Origin of the sequence: Mucilaginibacter sp. Mucisp86 (assembly GCF_047324315.1) — a bacterium.
Taxonomy (GTDB): Bacteria; Bacteroidota; Bacteroidia; order Sphingobacteriales; family Sphingobacteriaceae; genus Mucilaginibacter.
On record NZ_CP168503.1, the window covers coordinates 3008478 to 3029051 of the forward strand.

18 protein-coding genes are annotated in these 20574 nt (G+C 42.3%); 13 read left to right on the forward strand and 5 right to left on the reverse strand.

Going from position 1 to position 20574, the window contains the following annotated elements:
* Window positions 1–172: 172 nt before the first annotated feature.
* The gene (locus ACEN9X_RS12860) at window positions 173–970 is read right to left on the reverse strand and encodes an SDR family NAD(P)-dependent oxidoreductase (protein ID WP_413670742.1); all 798 of its coding nucleotides are present in this window, start codon (window positions 968–970) and stop codon (window positions 173–175) included.
* A 48-nt stretch (window positions 971–1018) separates the two neighbouring features.
* Window positions 1019–1606, reverse strand: coding sequence for a TetR/AcrR family transcriptional regulator (locus tag ACEN9X_RS12865; RefSeq protein WP_413670743.1), 588 nt, complete (start codon window positions 1604–1606; stop codon window positions 1019–1021).
* A 483-nt stretch (window positions 1607–2089) separates the two neighbouring features.
* Here ACEN9X_RS12865 and ACEN9X_RS12870 point away from each other — a divergent pair, with 483 nt between their 5' ends.
* The 7 genes from ACEN9X_RS12870 (at window position 2090) to ACEN9X_RS12900 (ending at window position 9569) form a co-directional block, all read left to right on the forward strand.
* On the forward strand, window positions 2090–2368 hold the full coding sequence (locus ACEN9X_RS12870) for a hypothetical protein (protein ID WP_413670744.1): 279 nt from the start codon (window positions 2090–2092) through the stop codon (window positions 2366–2368).
* Between the two features lie 72 nt (window positions 2369–2440).
* Complete coding sequence (locus ACEN9X_RS12875) at window positions 2441–3625, forward strand: DUF1624 domain-containing protein (protein WP_413670745.1); 1185 nt, start codon at window positions 2441–2443, stop codon at window positions 3623–3625.
* Between the two features lie 10 nt (window positions 3626–3635).
* Entirely contained in the window at window positions 3636–4094 is a 459-nt protein-coding gene (locus ACEN9X_RS12880; protein ID WP_413670746.1) for a putative quinol monooxygenase, read from the forward strand.
* A 681-nt stretch (window positions 4095–4775) separates the two neighbouring features.
* Window positions 4776–5903, forward strand: coding sequence for an acyltransferase family protein (locus ACEN9X_RS12885; RefSeq protein ID WP_413670747.1), 1128 nt, complete (start codon window positions 4776–4778; stop codon window positions 5901–5903).
* Between the two features lie 255 nt (window positions 5904–6158).
* Window positions 6159–6707: a hypothetical protein gene (locus ACEN9X_RS12890; RefSeq protein ID WP_413670748.1), complete on the forward strand. Its 549-nt coding sequence runs from the start codon at window positions 6159–6161 to the stop codon at window positions 6705–6707.
* Window positions 6708–6861: 154 nt separating this feature from the next.
* Complete coding sequence (locus ACEN9X_RS12895) at window positions 6862–9105, forward strand: FG-GAP-like repeat-containing protein (protein WP_413670749.1); 2244 nt, start codon at window positions 6862–6864, stop codon at window positions 9103–9105.
* An 83-nt stretch (window positions 9106–9188) separates the two neighbouring features.
* Window positions 9189–9569: a hypothetical protein gene (locus ACEN9X_RS12900; protein WP_413670750.1), complete on the forward strand. Its 381-nt coding sequence runs from the start codon at window positions 9189–9191 to the stop codon at window positions 9567–9569.
* Between the two features lie 132 nt (window positions 9570–9701).
* Here the strand turns inward: ACEN9X_RS12900 and ACEN9X_RS12905 are convergent, their stop codons facing one another.
* Window positions 9702–11045: a BamA/TamA family outer membrane protein gene (locus ACEN9X_RS12905; RefSeq protein WP_413670751.1), complete on the reverse strand. Its 1344-nt coding sequence runs from the start codon at window positions 11043–11045 to the stop codon at window positions 9702–9704.
* A 239-nt stretch (window positions 11046–11284) separates the two neighbouring features.
* Between ACEN9X_RS12905 and ACEN9X_RS12910 the strand changes: the two genes are divergently transcribed.
* Window positions 11285–13021, forward strand: a complete 1737-nt coding sequence (locus ACEN9X_RS12910) for a glycoside hydrolase family 13 protein (RefSeq protein ID WP_413670752.1) — start codon at window positions 11285–11287, stop codon at window positions 13019–13021.
* Window positions 13022–13025: 4 nt separating this feature from the next.
* Here ACEN9X_RS12910 and ACEN9X_RS12915 read toward each other — a convergent pair whose 3' ends face one another.
* Together ACEN9X_RS12915 and ACEN9X_RS12920 are read right to left on the reverse strand one after the other, a co-directional pair.
* Window positions 13026–14042, reverse strand: coding sequence for a nucleoside hydrolase (locus ACEN9X_RS12915; protein WP_413670753.1), 1017 nt, complete (start codon window positions 14040–14042; stop codon window positions 13026–13028).
* A gap of 63 nt (window positions 14043–14105) precedes the next feature.
* Window positions 14106–14804, reverse strand: a complete 699-nt coding sequence (locus tag ACEN9X_RS12920) for an SMUG2 DNA glycosylase family protein (protein WP_413670754.1) — start codon at window positions 14802–14804, stop codon at window positions 14106–14108.
* A gap of 113 nt (window positions 14805–14917) precedes the next feature.
* Between ACEN9X_RS12920 and ACEN9X_RS12925 the strand changes: the two genes are divergently transcribed.
* From ACEN9X_RS12925 to ACEN9X_RS12945, 5 genes are all read left to right on the forward strand, one after another.
* Complete coding sequence (locus tag ACEN9X_RS12925; RefSeq protein WP_413670755.1) at window positions 14918–15661, forward strand: SDR family oxidoreductase; 744 nt, start codon at window positions 14918–14920, stop codon at window positions 15659–15661.
* A gap of 393 nt (window positions 15662–16054) precedes the next feature.
* Window positions 16055–16942 (forward strand): glutamate--tRNA ligase family protein, encoded by an 888-nt coding sequence (locus tag ACEN9X_RS12930; protein ID WP_413670756.1) that lies wholly within the window; start codon window positions 16055–16057, stop codon window positions 16940–16942.
* Between the two features lie 198 nt (window positions 16943–17140).
* Window positions 17141–17989, forward strand: coding sequence for a phosphatidylinositol-specific phospholipase C/glycerophosphodiester phosphodiesterase family protein (locus ACEN9X_RS12935; RefSeq protein WP_413670757.1), 849 nt, complete (start codon window positions 17141–17143; stop codon window positions 17987–17989).
* Between the two features lie 23 nt (window positions 17990–18012).
* Window positions 18013–19176: a glycosyltransferase family 4 protein gene (locus ACEN9X_RS12940; RefSeq protein WP_413670758.1), complete on the forward strand. Its 1164-nt coding sequence runs from the start codon at window positions 18013–18015 to the stop codon at window positions 19174–19176.
* 132 nt (window positions 19177–19308) lie between these two features.
* Window positions 19309–20196, forward strand: a complete 888-nt coding sequence (locus tag ACEN9X_RS12945) for a PfkB family carbohydrate kinase (RefSeq protein ID WP_413670759.1) — start codon at window positions 19309–19311, stop codon at window positions 20194–20196.
* Window positions 20197–20574: the final 378 nt, after the last annotated feature.

The window sequence follows — 20574 nt, forward strand, 5'->3', positions numbered from 1 at the left end:
TAACCTGTAATCTGAGTTTTAGTTGAAATATAAATTGATTGCCTTCAGGGGTAAGGTACGGGACTCATTTTTACTCAAGAAAAGGCCTCAAGCTGAAAGCATGAGGCCTTTTCTTGAGTAGTTTAAATAGGGCTGTAGCACCAATTTTGATTCGGCTCCTATTCATCTGCCGTTATAAACAACGAACAGTACCACCATCTACGCGTATAACTGATCCGGTAATATAATCTGCATAGCTGCTGCACAGGTAAGCTACGGCGCCTGCTATCTCCTCTGGCTGGCCGTATCTGCCGATATCATTGGGTACCAATGCTTCTACAGATTTCTTTTCTATCTCATCCCATGTTTCTCCCCAGCCGTGAGAGGGGGCGAGCTTAGTTACCAATTCCTGCACCGATGGGATCAATATAGCACCCGGAGCAACAACATTTGAAGTAATTCCGGTTCCCTTTAACTGGCGGGCCAATGAAACCGCCAGATTATGGCGTGCAGCTAGGGTGGCACTGTAGTCTGGTAAACTTGCAGTAGGCTGAATAGCAAGGCCCCCGCCAATCGTAATTACACGCCCCCATTTCAAGGTTTTCATTCCCGGTACCAAATGTCTGATCATTCTAACGCCGGAAAGCACATTTGTTTCATAAGTGTTTTTCCATACATCCGCAGTAGCTTCCTTCCAGGTGGTGTGTGCATAACCGCCGGCATTGTTAATTAAAATATCAACCGGGCCATGTGCAAGAACCTGGTCTGCCACGGCTTGTGCACCTTCCTCTGTTGATAAATCTCCTAATGCAATTTCAGCAATTCCGCCGGTTACAATAATTTCGTTGGCAACAGCGCGGGTCCGTTCTTCACTTCGGCCATGCACAATCACCTTTGCGCCTTCAGCAGCTAATAATTTAACGATTGCTTTACCTAAGCCCGATGACGATCCTGTCACCAGGGCCCTTTTGTTTTCTAAATTTAATTTCATAATAATTTGTTTTTGACTGAGTACTCACTCATTTTTTCGGTAAATTTTTTACACTACTGCAAGCATTCTCCACATACCTTTAAAGGCTTCATCTATTAAGGCTTTTGTTTCGGATGGGGGATAATTCCCTTCGGATAAAAATTGAAACATGCCGATCATTTGGCTCATGGCAAGCTCGGCAATCATTTCGAAAGGCAACGGCCGGAAAACTTTATTATCCAGTGCTTCCTGGTAAATAGCACGATGCAGGCTTTTTTCTTTAACTATAGATTCAGTTGAGGCTTTTTTTAAATGTGTTGAATACTGAAACTGTTGGGTGAAGTAAAACTCTTTTCGATTGTCGAGCGACCATTGAACTGAGTAAAAGAAAATATCTCTTAATCTTTCTTTGATAGTGCCCTCGCCTCTGACATTTTTTACCAGGAAATCGCGGAATTCGTTTTTAACGTATTCATACAGCGCAGCAATGAGATCATCTTTGGTTTTGTAATACGTGAAAATTGTTCCGTGTGCAGTACCTGCCTCTGCTGCAATTTTGCTTGTTGGCGTTCCATGAAAGCCATACTCCACAAAAAGGCGGAGAGATGCCTGTAAAATAGCTTCGTTCTTTTCAGATATGTTTGAGTGAGCAATCACTCAGTAAAGGTAGTTATAATTTTAAACGGAGCAACCAGCCGCGGGCTTCTGTTTTCCTTATGACATACTAACGACAAATATTGAAAAGCAAAATGAAATCATAACCGGTCTTTTTAAAGCGGCCAACTTTCGCATATCCCTCAAATGTTATAAGCAGGCAGAAGAAGGTAAGGAAATTGTAACTTTCAGATTGCGTTTTTATTATGTCAGAACATATTTTAGTTCTGGTTACGTTTGTATTAGCGTTGATACTGCCAAACTAAACAACTATAGTTATGAGACTTATTCAGATAGGCGGCTTAGCCATGTTTATAATAGGAGTGTTCTTAATTACAATGTACACCGGAAATCGCCGCATACATGCGGTTACAACTAATAAAATATTTCCGGCTGCCGGTACTGCTATGATTATTGGTGCAATAGTTATAATGCGAAGAAAATAGTTTTTATTAGTGCAAAACCGGCGTTTACCGCCTGCAAATAATGGGAAGTAATAAAATACCGCTAATACTCAATTATCGGGGCGAAAACCACCGGGTACAAATCACTCATGGGCAATACCATAGTTTGATGTCGCTCATAGCAGATCACCTGGCAATCCCCGGCTTTGGATTATGTTGCGGAATGGGGAGCTGCGGTACTTGTGTGGTACAAATAGCCTCGCCATATTCACCGGCCAAAAGGAGTGTTATGGCATGTGCTATGCAGGTGAACGACGAATTAGCCAATACGGTAATTTTAATACCTGATAAAATTTATTAGGAAAGCACCCTGCTACTTTCCTGCTGTATAATTTTACCAAAAGTGCTATCTTTAATCTCACCCAGAACCCGAATGAGCACAATTTTAAAAAACCGGATAACATCTATCGATTTTCTCCGCGGAGCTATCATGATCATCATGGCCCTTGACCATGTAAGGGATTATTTATACTCGGGATCATTTTTTTATGACCCGCTTGATCTTACAAAAACAAGTGCCATATTATTTTTCACCAGGTGGATCACTCATTTTTGTGCCCCGATATTTATGCTGCTTGCCGGAACATCAGCCAGCCTCATCGGTCAAAAAAAATCTAAAAAGGACTTATCCATATTCCTGGTGAAGCGTGGATTGTGGCTCATATTTTTGGAGATGTTCGTGGTTAACTTTGGTTGGAACTTTAATATCACGTTCCCCATGTTTTTCTTTATTACCATTTGGGCGCTGGGCCTAAGCATGATCATACTGGCAGTATTAATTCACCTGCCTAAAAAATTAATCTTTGGCATTAGTGTTGTCATCATATTAGGGCATAATCTTTTGGATGGCGTCCATGTGCCGGGTAGCACCTTGCCGGCTTTCGGCTGGTCACTGCTTCATGAACAACAGTTTTTTATGTGGCACAAAGAAGTATTACTGGTAGGCTACCCGATTGTACCGTTAATGGCTGTTATGTCTTTAGGTTATTGTTTGGGCGGATGGTATACAGCAGGTTACGATGTTGGTAAAAGACAAAGAAATTTATTGATAGCAGGAACATGTTGCCTGGCTTTGTTCATCGTATTACGTTATACCAACCTGTATGGCGATCCGGTGAAATGGAGCGTACAGAAAAACGCATTATTTACCCTGCTTTCGTTTATTAAGGTGAACAAATATCCGCCATCGCTTTTATACCTGTTATTGACATTGGGATCTGCATTTCTGTTTCTTTCCTTTACCGAAAAAACGAAGGGAAAGGTTGTAGATGTGGTTTCGGTATATGGCAGGGTACCTATGTTTTATTACCTGATCCACATTTATATCATACACCTGATTGCAATAACTGCATCGCTGTTGACACCGGGGCAAAACTGGAAATTATGGTTCCTGACAAAACCAATCTGGTTCACTACCGATTTGAAAGGTTATGGTTTTTCATTGCCGGTCGCATACCTTGTTTGGATTGGCATCGTAGTTGGCCTATATCCTTTATGTAAGCGTTATGATGCGTACAAACAAGCCAATAAAGGAAAGTGGTGGTTGAGTTATCTATAAAAATCAAGATATGAAAGCTGTAAATCTGACCTCAAAGGTATCAGGACAAAATAATCCATCAGCCCGGATGAAACCCTTGGGCAGTTGTTTATTGTCAGTTTTATTAATTTTTATGTTATCAGTATCCAAACCTGAAAATGCCGCTGCGCAAGATAAAAACCAGGTGGTCCGTATAGCCAAACTGGTAATAGATTCTGCACAATTAGCAAATTACATGGCTGCATTAAAAGAGCATGCCGAAACTGCTGTACGCGTTGAACCGGGGGTATTAACTTTATATGCAGTAGCCGAAAAGAATAATCCAACCCATATCACAGTTTTTGAGATTTATGCAGATGCTGCTGCATACCAGGCCCATTTGCAAACGCCTCACTTTAAAAAATATAAAAGCACCACAAAAGATATGGTTAAATCGCTTGAGCTTGTGGAAACTGCTCCAATTGTACTTGCCGCTAAGCCGCAATTGTAATGGTGTGCACCGCTATCTGAGTATTATGCGTTAAGGCTCATGTTCCTTTTTCCGGAACGTCAAATGATAATTATTTCATGTCCCGACGCCGGTTAAATACACATGTTTTCTCTACACCTGCTTTTGCCGATAACCGGCGAAAACCTCGGATGTGTTTAACTACCCGCTTATGGCCTCACCTAATGAGGCTATAGCATCAATCAAATGGAAGTCCCCTGGTGTTTTGTTACCTTTAAATTGAAATTTAGCCTATAATATTATGCAAAAAGGGGGGTTAACACTTTTTTGGCATAAAAAAACACTCAATCGTCTGATTATTAATTATATATGTAAATATAAGCGCTGAATTCTGTTAACCCCTGTTAACCCCCCTTTTTGTCAGTAGAGTTAGCCCAAAACTATATCGCTTAAGTATTTGAATAAGTCGAAAAAATCCCGTATTACGGTTTATAATACAGCCTCCTTTAAGAAAAAAAGTGTTCATTCTCCTTTGGAGAGGACTTGGGGTGGCTTAGTTTCCGTGCGAAATCGCAATTGCTGTTTTAAAAGCGATTTCCCTGTGTTTGGTTTTGACTTGCCAATAAATTAAAGCATATTTATAGCCATGGTACTGTGCTTTGTTTGGAACGCACACTACCAAATCCGAATTAACCAATTTATCATACTTGTTTTTTCCTGCTAATGAGTAAAAGCACTACGTACCTTGAAACAAAAGGGCATTATCAAATTCTTGACGGCTTGCGCGGTGTGGCATCGCTGTTTGTAGTGGCATTTCATATTTTTGAGACCTATTCCGGCGATCGTTTTCATCAAATTATTAATCACGGCTACCTGGCGGTCGATTTCTTTTTTGTGCTCTCAGGCTTTGTAGTAGCTTACGCCTATGACGACCGTTGGGACAAAATGACCCAGTGGGATTTTTATAAACGACGTCTCATTCGCCTGCAGCCTATGGTTATTGCCGGGTCAATTATTGGCGCCCTGTTTTTCTATTCACAAAGTGGTACAGCGTTTCCGCTTATTCATGATACGCCGGTTTGGAAAATGCTGCTGATAATGTTGGTTGGCTGTACGCTGATCCCGATACTACCCTCAATGGATATCCGCGGCTGGCAGGAAATGCACCCGCTCAACGGCCCGGCCTGGTCGTTGTTTTTTGAATATATCGCTAATATTCTTTACGCGCTCGTGATCCGCAGATTCTCTAAAACGCTGCTGGCAATATTGGTGTTTGCATCAGCCTGTTTGCTCATCCACTACACAGTGATGGGGCCGCAGGGCGATGTAATTGGCGGATGGTCGGTTGATAAAACACAACTCTACATAGGCTTCACCCGTTTGCTTTACCCATTTTTTGCCGGTATGCTGCTTTGCCGCATGGGCAAGCTGGTACATGTTAAAGGTGCATTTACGGTTTGCAGTGTTTTGATCATTGCTGTTTTATGCGTGCCAAGGATAGGAGGGCCGGAACATTTATGGATGAATGGTTTATACGAATCGTTTTGCATCATTATCGTTTTTCCGTTAATTGTTGCTATAGGCGCCGGCGGAACTTTAAAAAGTAAAAGCTCAATCAGGGTTTGCAAGTTTATTGGCGATCTGTCGTACCCGCTTTATATTACCCACTATCCACTCATTTATTTTCACATAGCCTGGGTAACAAATAATAAAATACCTATGGCACAAGGGCTACTTGGTGGTTTGGGTATTTTTGTAGCGAGCATTGCTATTGCTTATGCTTGCCTTAAGCTATATGATGAACCTGTTAGGGAGTGGTTAAAGAATCGTTTTCTGTTGAAAAGAGGATAACTTATTGGAGGGTATCAACTCTCCACAACATGGCTATATTCACTCTGCCCTCTTTGCACAATTGCAAAGGGGGATTTTTTTGTTTTCATAACGGCTCTTTGCAGAAAAAACGGAGAGAGGGGCGGCGCAACGCATACCCAGCGAATCAGTTAAGTATCTAATATTATATACTTTTAATTAATGCTTTTTGTAATATTAATAAATAAGTCTTGAAAATGTCGTTTATAAACCTCATCTTTAGATGATTGTAAGCCTTTGAAAAAGACCATTGCTTTAATATTACTTAATATTTACCTGCTTAACATTGGTGGGCAACTGGCTTTACATCAATATTTGGTTTATAAATCAGATAAATTTTTTAATGAACAGATTCAAAAAGGGCTATATAATGTAAATGACCTTACTGAGGTTACTATCCCTGTTAATTTGCCCTCTATTCATGACTGGAGTGTTTTTGAAAACATATCCGGGCATATTACATTTGGCAACTCTACCTACAATTACGTAAAAATGCGAATGACAAGGAATGCCCTTCACCTGATGTGCATCCCTAACTATGAAACCACCCGCTTTGCCGATAGCAATGTGCTTGATGCAAAAGGAATCAGAGATATCCCTGTTCCGCAAAAAGAACATGTTCCTTTTGGTAAAATGGTTTTACAGGATAACGTAAGCCTTTCATTTGCGCAATTTGAATTTTATTGCCCTGTAACACCTTTGCCTGAAAAAATTGCACAACCCGTGCCGTTTTTAATAAACGCTCACCGGGAGATTCCTGAACAACCGCCTAAAGCATCTTGCTGATTCTTTCTGTTTAACTCATTTACAGGCCGGCATTTGTTTAATGTTTCCTGTTGGGTTCTGCTGTCTTAAATTTATTTATACAAGTTAATCCGCATCTATTCTATCGCGGATGATTTGCTTTGGCATTTTATCCGCGCAGCAAATGAACATTTTTATGATAAAGAAAAAAATTACCGCGGCGCTTATGCTGCTGTGCGGTTTCACCATAATTGCATCCTGCCAAAGCTCATCTAATGAAGAGATGGTGCAGGTATTAAAACAGATCAATATAAAAAACAATACCATTTCCAATCCTTTCAATCCGGAGATGAAGCTGGCTTACTGCGATTCGTTGCTTAAAATCAAACGGCTTGCCAAAAGTCCTGAGGTTTTATTTTCAAAGGCGTCGCTTTTACTAAAGGCCGGACAAGAGCAGCAATCAGTTAATATTTATAAATACCTGATGGATAATATCGACTTTATGTCGACCGACGAAACGCTGCCCGAACAGGCCATAGCTTATATGCGTTTGGGCGAGCGCAGCAATTGTATGCTTAACCATACGGGTTCATCATGCATCTTCCCTATTAAGGATGATGGCGTGCACAAGATCCAAACCGGATCAAGAAAAGCAATTGAAGTTTATAAAACATTGCTGAAACTTCATCCCGATGATTATGAATCGCGTTGGCTGATCAATATCGCCTATATGACACTTGGAGAGTATCCGCAAAAAGTGCCCCAAAATGTTTTGATCCCTAACCTTAATGTTGATTCGGATACTGCATACCAGGTTAAGCCCTTTGTTGACGTGGCTGCCAACCTGGGCCTCAACATTAACGGCCGGGCAGGCGGCGTCATTGTTGATGATTTTAACAACGATGGCTACCTTGATATCATGACATCGGGCTGGGACCTGAGCGACCCCATGCATTATTTTCAAAATAACCAGGACGGCACATTTAGCGACCGTACCGAGGCTGCCGGTTTAAAAGGCATTAACGGTGGGCTTAACATTCAGCAAACTGATTATAACAACGATGGTAAGCTGGATATTTTTGTATTGCGCGGCGCATGGTTAGCCCGTGGTTTCGGTAATCAGCCAAGTTCGTTATTACGCAATAACGGCGACGGTACGTTTACTGATGTTACTTCCATAAGCGGGTTATTTATGCTGCATCCAACGCAAACAGCAACCTGGGCGGATTTTAACAACGACGGTTGGCTGGATGTGTTTGTTGGTAACGAAAATACAGAGTCAAGGTACTATGCCGATGAATCAACATGCCAGTTGTACATCAATAACCGTAACGGTACATTCTCCAATATCACTACCGCTGCCCATTGTGGTATTAAGGCATTTGTTAAAGGTGTAACATCTGCCGATTATGATAACGATGGTTTTACCGACATCTTTATCTCAACCATGGATGGGCGTAAATACCTGCTTAAAAACAAGGGTAAAACCGCAGCCGGTGTAGATTTTGAGGATGTTACTGCACAATCGGGCCTCGATCAGATCAAACAGCGCACCTTTACTACCTGGTTTTATGATTATAACAACGATGGCTGGCCCGATTTGATGGTTGCCAACTATCACTTTGAGCGTACTTTAGGATACTATAGTGCCGCCGCTGCTTTGGGTAAACCTGTAGCAGAGGCCGGCAATATCTATTTGTATAAAAACAATCATAATGGCACATTCACCAATGTAACCAAAGAAGCCGGCCTGGATAAGGTGGTTTACAGTATGGGGGCAAATTTTGGTGATATTGATAATGATGGCTATCCCGATATGTATTTTGGTACAGGAAACCCTGATTTTAAATCGTTGGTGCCCAACAAGTTTTTCAGAAACATCGGCGGGAAAAGATTTGCCGATATCACTTCATCCTCACGTATGGGAAATTTGCAAAAAGGGCACGGCATTGCATTTGCCGATTTGAGGAATAACGGCCAACAGGACATTTTTGCCGAAATGGGCGGCGCCTATATCGGCGATTCGTATACCAGCTCATTATATATGAACCCCGGTGTAAGTAATAACAACTGGATCAGCTTGAAATTGAACGGTACAAAAGCCAATAATGCGGCCATAGGAAGCCATATCAAGCTTACTTTTATGGAAAATGGTGTTAAGCGCTCTGTTTATAAGGATGTTAACTCGGGCGGAAGTTTTGGGTCATCACCTTTGCGACAGGAGATAGGTATTGGCCATGCAAAAGTGATTGATGAAATTGAGATCAAATGGGCTGGCAGTGGGGCGGTACAATACTTTAAAAATGTTGCCCCAAACCAGTTTCTAAACATCACTGAAGGTAATCCGCAATACAAAACCACCCAGCTAACAAAATTAATTTTCAGGAGCAAAAGCATGTCTGAATGTATGCCTATGCAAATGGCCGCTAAAACAAATTGAGTTAAGCGTTTGTAATAGAAAATATTGACTCGTTTTATACCAAAATGGTTACATTTATATCAATTAAAATTTAATCTTAAACCATGAGAAAGTTCTTATTACTATGCTGTATGTTTATAGGATTGGCTGCAGCAAGCAACGCACAAACTAAACCAGGTGCCAAACCTGTTGAAAAATCAAAAGAGCTGCAAAAACAATTAAAGCTTAATGATAAACAAACCGAAAAAATAGCGGCAATATACCAGGAATCATCTGAGAAATTTGAAAAGATCAAAGCGGCAGACAAAGGCGACAACACTAAAATGCTGGTTGATATTAAACCTTTACGTGCAGCTACCATTTCAAAAATTAAAGCTGTTTTAACTAAAGAACAAACAGCAAAATATGATAAGCTTTTAAAAGGTACAAAAGCAGCAGGCGGCAGCGGCTGGGGCGACGGCTGGAGTGCTACCAATGGGCAATAAGCTGTTTTTTCAATAACAAAAAAGCGGGGCGCTTTTTCTTGATCAGAAAAGCGCCCCGCTTTTTTTAACAACCTTTTGAGCCAAATTTATTGCAGAGTAATTTCCAGGGAGGATAGTTATTTCTTATGTTTTTTAAAATGCCTCATTCAAGCCCAAAAAGAACCCTTTAGAGCCATATCTGCCAAAGGCATAATCAAGACATAGATTGGTGCGGGTAGCTTTGTTAAACAATACACGCAAACCGCCGCCGTAACCCGGCTGCCATACCTGGAATATTTTAGTGCCCGATTCGTCATTGGTTGTTTGCAGGTTGGCAAAAGCCACACCGCTTATAAATTTGTTCCTGAGTATGGGGAAACGGTATTCAACTTCCGAGTAATTGTATTGCGTGCCTTTAAAGTATTGAACAACATAGCCACGGCCGCTTCTAAAACCTGGATCTTTGCCGGTTCCGGGCAGCTCAAGATAGGGGATATTACCGCTAATGAGGTATGAGCCCCAATTCCAAAAGGCTATAACATGTTCGGGGTTAGTTTCCGACAGGCTGAAATACTTTCTGAAATCGGTAGTGAACTGTACCGCGTTTTTTGAGCTGCCCATCCAGCTTTGGTTGATGCGGAAGCCGGCATCCGCATAAATTCCACGGTAAGCCCGGTTCTGATTATCACGCGTAGTGTATTGCAGGTTAAAAAGTAAACCATTGGCAGCGTAATGATCTCGGGCAAAGCCGTGTCGGTCGCTGTAAATATTGTAAGGCGTAAGATCGGTTGTTGATTTGGTGTCCTCAATTTTTCGCCTGATATCAAAAGATGCACCTGCACCTAAAAACAATCCTTTATCTATCTCTTTGTATACCTTCTCCCGGATATTATAATATTGCGAATGCAAGGCCCTTCCTTTACGCTCGGGATTGGCCAGCACCTGGTCGGCTTGGCTGCCGCTTGATGCCTGGCCAATTCCCAAACCATAATCGGGCGAAACTGTTTTGGCTGCAACCAAATTGCCCTGAAAATTCCATTTATTACCCGGTGTGTATACGTTGTGGTTGATATAAAAATAAATGATACCCTTGGTAGTAATTGATGCCGATGTAGCCGCTACCGAAAGCAATGTATTTGGATCGTTCCCTAACTTTTTGCCTGCTACAGCTTTGATCCCAATTTGTGAGCCGATGGTTGGGTTAGATGCTATATTGGGTATAACCGTTATACCCGATGACTTTTTATTGGGAGGGGAAGCGGGCCTGCCGGGATGTAGTATATTACGTACCAGGTCGCCGAAGTCATATTGTTTATATAAAGTATCGGTGGGTTTGGCGGGTTGTACTACTTTTTCTTTAATGCGGAGCGAGTCGGCCCTTACCGAATCGGCAGGAACCTGTACCTGGCCGGAGGCATGTGCCGATATGCTTGTAAATAGTATGAATAAAACCGTTTTTAAAAGCAGGGAAATTTTATGTGGTGGTTTGTGATGCACGCTAACGGGTATAAATATTTAAAATTCAATTTATTGACTATGTAATTGTGATGGGTGTTAGCTCAATTTAAACCCAGAAATGTGCATAATGTTTGAAACCTAAATTTCGGAAGGTGTTGAGCCGGTGCCTTTGGTTAGGTTATTTGATGTTTCCCTTAAATATTGCTACCTTAATATGGTCTTGTTATAAACCACAGAAAGCCAGTTCTGTCCCGCTAAATTTTTAATCGATTATGATCATGAACGTACCTTACATTCGTTTTATGGCTCTTGCTATTTTTATGCTTGATGCTATTGCAGGATTTGCTCAGAATAATCCCGGCGCAACGGATACCATCAACCGCAGATGGTGGAAAGAAGCTATAGTTTACCAGGTTTATCCCCGCAGTTTTAAAGATAATGACGGAGACGGTATTGGCGATTTAAAAGGGATCATCTCAAAGCTTGATTATATTAAAAGTTTGGGTGTAGATGTTGTTTGGCTAAACCCTATTTACAGTTCGCCCAATGATGATAACGGGTACGATGTAAGTGATTACCGAAATATCATGAAGGATTTTGGAACCATGGATGATTTTGACGCGTTGCTGAAGGGGATGCATTCCCGTGGTATAAAACTGGTGATGGACCTGGTAGTAAACCACAGCAGCGACGAGCACGAATGGTTTAAAAAAAGCCGGGGCTCGCGCACAAATCCTTATCGTGAATATTATCACTGGTGGAATGCCGAAAAAGGGAAACCTCCTTATCGCTATAGTTTATTTGATGTAAACCATGATGCCTGGCGGTACGATTCGCTTACCAACGCCTATTACCTGCACTATTTTTCGCGTAAGCAGCCCGATCTTAACTGGGAAAACCCAAAACTCAGGAATGAAGTATATGGCATTATGAAGTTTTGGGCCGATAAAGGGATTGATGGTTTCAGGCTCGATGCTTTTCAATTTGCTGCAAAGGATACTACGTTCCCCGCTTTTCCGAAAGGGTTTGAAAAAAACTTTACCCAATATTACGGTGTGCAAGGCAATTTGCACGGTTACCTGCAGGAAATGAACAGGGAAGTGCTGAGCAAATACAACGTAATGAGTGTGGCCGAAGGCGCAGGAAATACTTTTGAAGACGGCCATAATTTGGTTGATGCCGAAAGGAATGAATTGAACATGGCTTACGCTTTTGAAGGCGTAGATATTGCCAAGCCCGAAGGCTACAGCATAATGCATTTAAAACAGGTATTTACCAAATGGGACAGTGCTTTTGCGGCAAAAGGCTGGTTGTCGATATTCCTGGCCAATCATGACCAGGCCCGGTTGGTGAGCAGGTTCGGAAATGATAATCCCGAGTTTAGAGCCCTATCATCGAAAATGCTGACCACCTTTTTAATGACTATGCGCGGCACGCCTTACTACTATAACGGCGACGAGTTGGGCATGACAAACGCAGGTTTCACCACAATAGATGATTACCGCGATGTACAAACACTGAATGAATACCAGCGACAAAAAAATATCGGCGCCGATTTACCTGCATATTTAAAACGCATAGCCTTTGAGAGCCGGGATAATGGTCGTACCCCATTTCAGTGGAACAGTAATGCTAATGGAGGCTTCACTACCGGTACTCCCTGGATAAAGGTAAACCCCAACTACAAAAATATTAATGCTGCGGCCCAGGAAAAGGATGCCAATAGTACATTAAATTATTTTAGGCGGATAGTAAAACTGCGCAAAGATAACCTGGTGCTGGTATATGGAAAGTATACTTTGCTTGATGCGCAAAATCCTGATACCTATGCTTACACCAGGGAATTGAACGGCAGGAAACTTCTTGTACTTTTGAATTTTACCGCCAAACAAGCTTCGGCACAAACCGGTATAGATTTAAGCAACGCTACCGTTTTAATAGGCAATTATCAAAAGCCATCAAAAAATGGCACACTGATGCCTTATGAGGCGGTTGTTTATCAGCTGAATCAGTAGCCCTTTACTTATTCAGCTCAAGCTTGGCAAAAAAATCATTAAACATGAGGTTAATATCCAACCTGCGATAAATCCGGATATTGCGCCCATGCGCATTATAATCATATCCACCCTGTGTATTAATGAGCGGGCAAGGTTTTAACACATACTCGCTCGATGAAGGATCAGCCTCAAAGGATGATTGCAAGGCTGTAAGCAGCACCAGTGGGCTATCGCCTAAAATATAAGTTTCACCAATATTAAAATGATATTGCTGCAGGCGGCCCATCAGGGTTTCGAGTATACCGGCCAGGTATTTGCCGGCTTCGCCCTGTGGTTTTATTTTAAGCTGTAATTCCGAGTATGGCAATATAGCCTGGCGGTACCCATCCCTCGGGATTTGCCAAAGCTTTAATTGCGAACGGTTAAACACTGCCCTTGCGGCATTGATATCGATATTAAGATTATACTCAGGGCTGCTGTAGTTTGGCGGGGGCAGGGCAAGATCGCTGTATTCCGGACCGCCAATCCATACCACCGTTAATTTATCCGCAATTTTGGGTTCGGTTAATACCGCCGAAGCTAATTCGGTAAGCCCGGCACCGCAAAGGATATAAAGGGGGAGGGAGGTGTCTGTACGTGAGGCCTCTTTAATGATGAGGTCGACAGCTTTACTTTTTACCGGAGTGCTGTCGTTTACCATGGCGGTATTAGAACCTGCTATTACCGGGAATTGGTCTTTGATCTTTAAAACAGCCAATAGATCAGCAGCTTTTTTTGCCGCGTTCTCTGCCTGGGTTTTAGATCTGTCGAAACCGTCATTAGCATTCAGGTGCGAGCCAATGACGCCCCTAACTTCAACTGATGGAGATAGCACCAAATGGGCAAGTGCAAACAAACCATCCGGGTCGCCGCTAAAATCATTATCCATGATCACCCTGATGCGGGGCGAAATGAGTTTATTGTTGGTAGATTGTCCTTTTGAAACAATTGGGAAAACGAATAACAGGAGCAGGAATGGTAAAAACTTGCTGTTGGTCATGGCTTACAGGTCAATTGGTTATAGCGTACAATATAAGCGTTTTGCCTTGAAACAAATAGGTATTTACCCCGCAATACTTTCAAAAGCAGCGAGATATTTATCAATGTAAAATTGCTTACTTGCTGTTTTGTATTGCATGATAAAGCGGGGATGTTCCAGCGCTATGATCTCGTCAAAGAAATAATACTCGTCATTCAGCTTGCGCAGAAATGTTTCATTTTTACCGGTGCCAAAGCAGAAACATTTATCGGTGTTAACCCCAAGCGCAATCTGCTTACGGATGTTTTCGATCATAAACTGATAAACGGCTTTGGTTAACTCCTTGCTGTCGTAGTAATTGTAATTCTTTTCCTTGCCGTTGGCATCAATACTGGTAAAGCCCAACGGGCAGGGTGAGTTGATATAGATCTGCTTGTAAAAAGGTTCCGGGCCGCCAAAGGCATTGATCACCTCGTAAACAAATACAGATGATGGCTCATGCGACATTTTGCCTTCGTAGCTGATATGACATTCGGAGATCAGCCGTTTAGGGTCAGTAAAAGGTATTCCGGTTAAGCCTCCGCCAAACCTGCCCGGATTAATGCCCAAAATGATATGCCGTTGCTGGTTATCGTTGTAATATTTATGATAAAACTCATCAACAATACGCATAGTTTGCGGATGCTCCTTAAATGGGTTCATGATGCGGATGCCTTCGGGTAAAGGTTCGCCGGTGTAGGTTAGCTGCTCATTGAAATGGATAACCCTGTCTGCAAGTGTCATAAGTCAAATTTAGCATTTATAAATTCTGGAGACCAATCGCTTTTTACCAAATGGTAAGTGGAACGATTTTTTTGCGCGGGAACTTTGTGGTGTCTAAAAAAAGAATAAACATCATGAACAATCAAATTGAAAGTAAATCGTCATTAAAGGGCAAGCGGGTAATTATATTGGGTGGCAGCACAGGTATAGGCTTTGCGACAGCAAAAGCTGCCGCTGCCGAAGGTGCTAAAGTTGTCATAGTTTCGGGTAATCAAAGTAAGATCAATAACGCATTAAGTCAATTGCCTGAAGATGCCGAAGGCTACCCAGTGGATCTATCGCACGAAGAAAATATAAAATTATTTTTTGAACAGACCGGTAAGTTCGACCACCTGGTTTATACTGCTGCCGAAAATCTTAATCTTTATAATATCGACCAAACAGATATTGAGGCTGCACGTAAGTTCTTTAACCTGCGTTACTGGGGGGCTTATGCTGCTGTTAAATATGGCACACCGTTCATTAATGATGGCGGCTCGGTAAACCTAACCGGCGGCACAGCGGGAACAAGACCAGCCGCGGGCTGGTCTATAGCCAGCAGTATTTGCGGTGCTATGGAAGGTTTGGTAAGGGCCCTGGCTGTTGAATTGGCTCCGATACGTGTGAACGCCGTAATACCCGGCGTAATTGACACCAACTTGTGGGATAGCATGCCTGCCGAAGACAAAGAAGGACTTTACAATTGGGCAAAAGATACCTTACTGCTCGGCCGTGTTGGCCATGCCGATGATGTTGCCCTTGCTTTTGTGTACCTGATGAAGCAAAGCTTTGGCACCGGAATAAATTTAGTTGTTGATGGAGGTACGTTGCTGGCATAATGGTTTATCGGAAGCATTGGAAGCCTCGAGAGCAGAGAAAAGTGCGACGCCGCTCTTGAGACTGTCGTGTGTGTACACATCTTTAAAAAATTGTCATTTCGATAGAGCGGCGCCGGGTTAAGTGATGGAGCGAAAGAGAAATCTTCTACATCAGGCTCTACAACTATACCTGTAAAAGCAGGGCGTAGAAGATTTCTCCTCACCTCTGGCGCACAAACCCCACCCTTGGCTCGTCGAAATGACATTTTTTCTATTAATCATAAGATTAAAAAGATGTGTACACACACGACAGTCTCAAGAGGGGAATCAATATTGTGCCCGTTTAAGGTGATTGACTATTTGCTGCGCTCCCCATCTTTTGTATCTTGGCGCGTTCATCAACTATAAAAACAATTGACAAGCTCCCCGATACATTTTAATAAAACCCGCATAGCACCAACACCAAGCGGGTTTTTGCATGTGGGCAATATCTTGTCGTTTTCAATTACCGCGGCATTGGCCCGAAAACATGGCGCTAAAATTTTATTAAGGATTGATGACCTCGACCGAGCAAGGGTTAACCGCGAATATCTGACCGATATTTTCGATACACTTCGTTTTTTAGAAATCCCATGGGATGAAGGCCCGCAGAATGCGCATGATTTTCAAACTGGATTTTCACAAATTCACCGGATGCACCTTTACAATGAAACCCTTGAGCAATTAGCCGCCGACGGTTTTGTTTTCGCCTGCACCTGTTCGCGGAAGCAACTCAGTGAAATTGGAACCTGCACCTGTTTAGCTAAGCAAATTCCGTTAAGCACTCCGGAAGCAAGCTGGAGATTACGTACCGATAATGCGGTTTCCTTACAGATAAAAACTTATAATGGTACAACCATCCAAACACAACTGCCTGCCGAAATGGAAAATTTTGTTGTGCGTAAGAAAGACGGTTTCCCGGCCTATCAGCTCACCTCGGTTATCGATGATTTGCTTTATGGGGTTGATCTGATAGTAAGAGGGGAGGACTTATGGGCATCAACACTGGCGCAAATTCAATTGGCAAATGTGTTGGGTAAGCAAGCTTTTAATGATATCGTATTTTATCATCATCCTTTGTTGCTTGAAGCAGACGGCAAAAAGCTATCCAAATCGGCAGGCTCAACATCCATCAGATATTTAAGACATGAGGGCAAAAATGCAGAAGATGTATTTATGCTTATCTCAAATCTGTTTTCACTTCCCGAAAAGGCTATTAATTGGCAGCAGCTTGCCGCATTGATCCTTGGCGAATCTCTATAGCTTATTAACACTTCTTTATAAAATACCTATTTAATGTGAATCCGCTTTAATCGGAAGGTGTCAATTTGTATGCTTTAATGTGATGAAAATGTTAAGTCATTTACAATAAATTAAAACACTTGTTGCTTTTACTTTACCATGACATAACTGCCTGTACATATCGGAGCGGTAAATTTGTAGCAACAAATACAAATTACGATGCAAGCAGCATTTTGCCACAAGCACCTGAAATTTCTGTTTTTTGTTATCCTTACCTTCAGAGCTATTACCTGCCAGGCTCAAAATAACCCCCTCTCCAAAGGTTTCGCCCATAATGATTACTGGCATAACCGGCCTCTGTATGATGCTTTGGATAACGGCTTCCAAAACGTAGAGGCTGATATTTACCTGCGCGATGACGAATTGCTGGTTGCACATATGCTGCCCGCTTTTCAAAAAAGACGAACCCTGGAGCAGCTTTATTTAAAGCCACTGTTTAACTGTTACGAAGGCAAAAACAGGGAGGTGGTGTACCCGCTTTCTCCTGTTACCCTGATGATAGATATTAAATCAGACGCTGAAAAGACTTATGCAAAACTGGCGGAAGTGTTAAAGCGTTACGCACCAATGCTTTCGAGTTATAATAACGGCGAAATAACAGAAGGAAGTGTAACCATTGTTATAACCGGCAATAAGCCTTATAAAATGCTTCAGGCGCAAAAACAGCGGTATGCCTTTATTGATGAAGACCTGATGCAAGTGCATACCGATACGCTTTCAAACACTGTTTATAAAACTGCCAGCTGCAAATATTCGCGCCTGATTAGCTGGACAGGTAAAGGCCCTATGCCTGAAGATCAGAAACAACTGCTGCGTGATTATGTAGCCGCTGCACATCACCATAAAAAACGCGTGCGCCTGTGGGCTTCTCCTGAAAACAAAGAAGTATGGAAAGCCCTGCTTGAATGCGAGGTTGACCTGATCAATACCGATAAATTAGCCGAATTAAGGGAGTTCCTGATGACGGGGCCGGAGCCTGTAAGATATGCGAAGGTGAATACAAAATAAATAACAGCTAATCAGTCAATAAGATGAAAAAGATCAGAGTAGCATTTTTTGCAGAGATACTTATTGAAGATTTTGACGGTGCTGTACGCACCATGTATCAGCTCATTAAACGGATTGACCGTAATATTTTTGAATTTCTGTTTGTTTACGGAGCCGGACCGGATAGCATAGCGGGTTTTGAATCGTTAAAAGTACCGGCTTTAACATTACCTATAAATACAGGTTATACCATGGCTATTCCTGCTTTGGTAACCAGCGAATTAACGGAAGAAGTAAATAATTTTTCGCCCGATATTGTACACATCGCTACACCATCGCTTTTAGGCAATTTTGCGTTAAAATATGCTACTCAGCATGGTTTGCCTGTTATGAGCATTTATCACACGCATTTTATCTCCTATATCGATTATTACCTGAAACATACCCCCTTCCTGATCAATAAGGTTAAGCAAATTATGGCTGAGAACCATAGGGCTTTCTATAACCAATGTGACCAGGTATACGTACCTTCAATTACGATGAGGGATGAGCTGATTGACATGGGAGTTGATACTTATCGTATGAGGCTTTGGCAAAGAGGAATGGATGCCGGTGTGTTTTCACCAGCACATAAAAAAAGTCTGCGATCGGTAACGGGAAATGATAATCCAACTATTTTATTTGCGAGCCGCCTGGTTTGGGAAAAAAATCTGGAGACCCTGTTTGAGATTTATGCAATAATGCAGGATCGGCACCCCAAAGTTAACTTCATAATTGCCGGCGACGGCGTTGCGCGCAAGGCCTGTGAAGCAAAGATGCCCAACGCGGTTTTTACAGGTAAGGTAGATCATAAAATGCTTTCGGTTTTATACGCATCATCAACCATCTTCCTGTTCCCATCGGTATCTGAGGCTTACGGTAATGTAGTACTTGAGGCCATGGCATCGGGGTTACCGTGTGTTATTGCAGATGGCGGCGGTTCAAAAGATTTTATAGAGCAGGGCATCAACGGGTTTAAATGCGAACCTTATGATGCGGACTGCTATGTTGAAAAGATAGAGTTACTGCTTAAGAGCAATAGCCTGCGGGAACAGTTTATTGAAGAGGGGCTTCAATACAGCGGCCGCTTAAGCTGGGAGCGCCTGGCATCGGTATATTTTGATGACCTGGCCGAAATGGCGGGTGCGGATGTATTAAGCATCAGATAAATTCCAGAAAATTACTAAAGTGATTTCCCTGTCACAAAACAGATAACTTCTTGTACTCAAAATCCTATTTCTTACATTTGCCGTTTATTTTAATAATAAGGGCTGATTATCAAATCATAATAGGGAAATTTCATGTACGATATTTGTTGTGTAGGGCATATTACGTTAGATAAAGTAGTGACACCGCAGGCGGTGAAACACATGGCTGGCGGTACTTCTTTTTATTTTTCAAACGCCATTCGTAATATGGATGTGAGTTATACACTGGTTACTTCGCTTGCTTTGAGCGAAATGCCGGTGGTTGAAAAGCTCCGCGGCAAAGGCATCGAGGTACATGCAACAACAGGCGGCGAAACGGTTTACTTTGAAAATATTTACTCTGTTAACCAGGATCACCGCACTCAGCGCGTGCTCCAAAAAGCCGATCCTTTCACAATTGAACAACTTGATGAGATCCGGTCCCGGGTATACCATTTAGGTCCCTTACTGGCCGATGATATTTCGGTAGAATTTATAAAGGACCTCGCTCAACGCGGCAAACTCTCTCTTGACGCGCAGGGCTACCTGCGTAAAGTGGAAGATAAAAACGTGGTGGCTATCGACTGGCCCGAAAAGCGCGAAGCCTTGCAACACATCCACATCCTGAAAGTGAACGAGCACGAAATGGAAGTACTCACCGGGATCACAGATATCCATGAAGGTGCCAAAGTTTTGAACGAATGGGGTGTTAACGAAGTGGTGGTCACTTTGGGCAGTATGGGCTCTGTTATTTATACCGATGGTGTTTACTATCAGATTCCGGCGTATAAACCGATTGAAGTAGTTGATGCTACCGGTTGTGGCGATACCTATATGGCAGGGTATTTATACCAACGCGCCAAAGGCAAAGGTTTCCAGGAAGCAGGTGAATTTGCAGCTGCCATGGCCAGTTTTAAAATAGAATCGTCAGGCCCTTTTACCGGGACGGAAGAGGATGTGCTGGAGCTGCTGGCAAAACACAGCTTAAGGCCAAAAGCTTAAAGCCAAAAGCGAATACACAAATACTGGTTCAAGTTTAGCGATAGCGTAATTTGGACCTACAATAGGTTAAGCTTTCAGCTTAACTGGACTATGGTACTATAGATAATCTACGGAAGCAGGATGCTTCCATTATTTTAGGACGAAGTTACGCTATCGCTAAGCTTCGACCAGTGAAGTGGCCAGTAAAGGAAGTGAATAACTAAAATGAAAATTGTCATTTCGAAAGAGCATAGATGGCCTGTGAAATGCTGCGAAAGAGAAATCTTATACGCCCTGTTTTAACGCTTTCATTGCCGCTAAGCAAGATGTATAAGATTTCTCCTCACGGCCATTACACAAGGCTCTCCCGCTGTTCGTCGAAATGACATGCGGTGAATA

Bases quoted from the DNA above. Each gene is read 5' to 3' on its own strand.
- ACEN9X_RS12915 (WP_413670753.1), bottom strand. From the start codon at position 14,042: ATGACCAACAGCAAGTTTTTACCATTCCTGCTCCTGTTATTCGTTTTC.
- ACEN9X_RS12860 (WP_413670742.1), bottom strand. From the start codon at position 970: ATGAAATTAAATTTAGAAAACAAAAGGGCCCTGGTGACAGGATCGTCA.
- ACEN9X_RS12900 (WP_413670750.1), top strand. From the start codon at position 9,189: ATGAGAAAGTTCTTATTACTATGCTGTATGTTTATAGGATTGGCTGCA.
- ACEN9X_RS12875 (WP_413670745.1), top strand. From the start codon at position 2,441: ATGAGCACAATTTTAAAAAACCGGATAACATCTATCGATTTTCTCCGC.
- ACEN9X_RS12925 (WP_413670755.1), top strand. From the start codon at position 14,918: ATGAACAATCAAATTGAAAGTAAATCGTCATTAAAGGGCAAGCGGGTA.
- ACEN9X_RS12870 (WP_413670744.1), top strand. From the start codon at position 2,090: ATGGGAAGTAATAAAATACCGCTAATACTCAATTATCGGGGCGAAAAC.
- ACEN9X_RS12920 (WP_413670754.1), bottom strand. From the start codon at position 14,804: ATGACACTTGCAGACAGGGTTATCCATTTCAATGAGCAGCTAACCTAC.
- ACEN9X_RS12935 (WP_413670757.1), top strand. From the start codon at position 17,141: ATGCAAGCAGCATTTTGCCACAAGCACCTGAAATTTCTGTTTTTTGTT.
- ACEN9X_RS12945 (WP_413670759.1), top strand. From the start codon at position 19,309: ATGTACGATATTTGTTGTGTAGGGCATATTACGTTAGATAAAGTAGTG.
- ACEN9X_RS12940 (WP_413670758.1), top strand. From the start codon at position 18,013: ATGAAAAAGATCAGAGTAGCATTTTTTGCAGAGATACTTATTGAAGAT.
- ACEN9X_RS12910 (WP_413670752.1), top strand. From the start codon at position 11,285: ATGAACGTACCTTACATTCGTTTTATGGCTCTTGCTATTTTTATGCTT.
- ACEN9X_RS12895 (WP_413670749.1), top strand. From the start codon at position 6,862: ATGATAAAGAAAAAAATTACCGCGGCGCTTATGCTGCTGTGCGGTTTC.
- ACEN9X_RS12880 (WP_413670746.1), top strand. From the start codon at position 3,636: ATGAAAGCTGTAAATCTGACCTCAAAGGTATCAGGACAAAATAATCCA.
- ACEN9X_RS12885 (WP_413670747.1), top strand. From the start codon at position 4,776: ATGAGTAAAAGCACTACGTACCTTGAAACAAAAGGGCATTATCAAATT.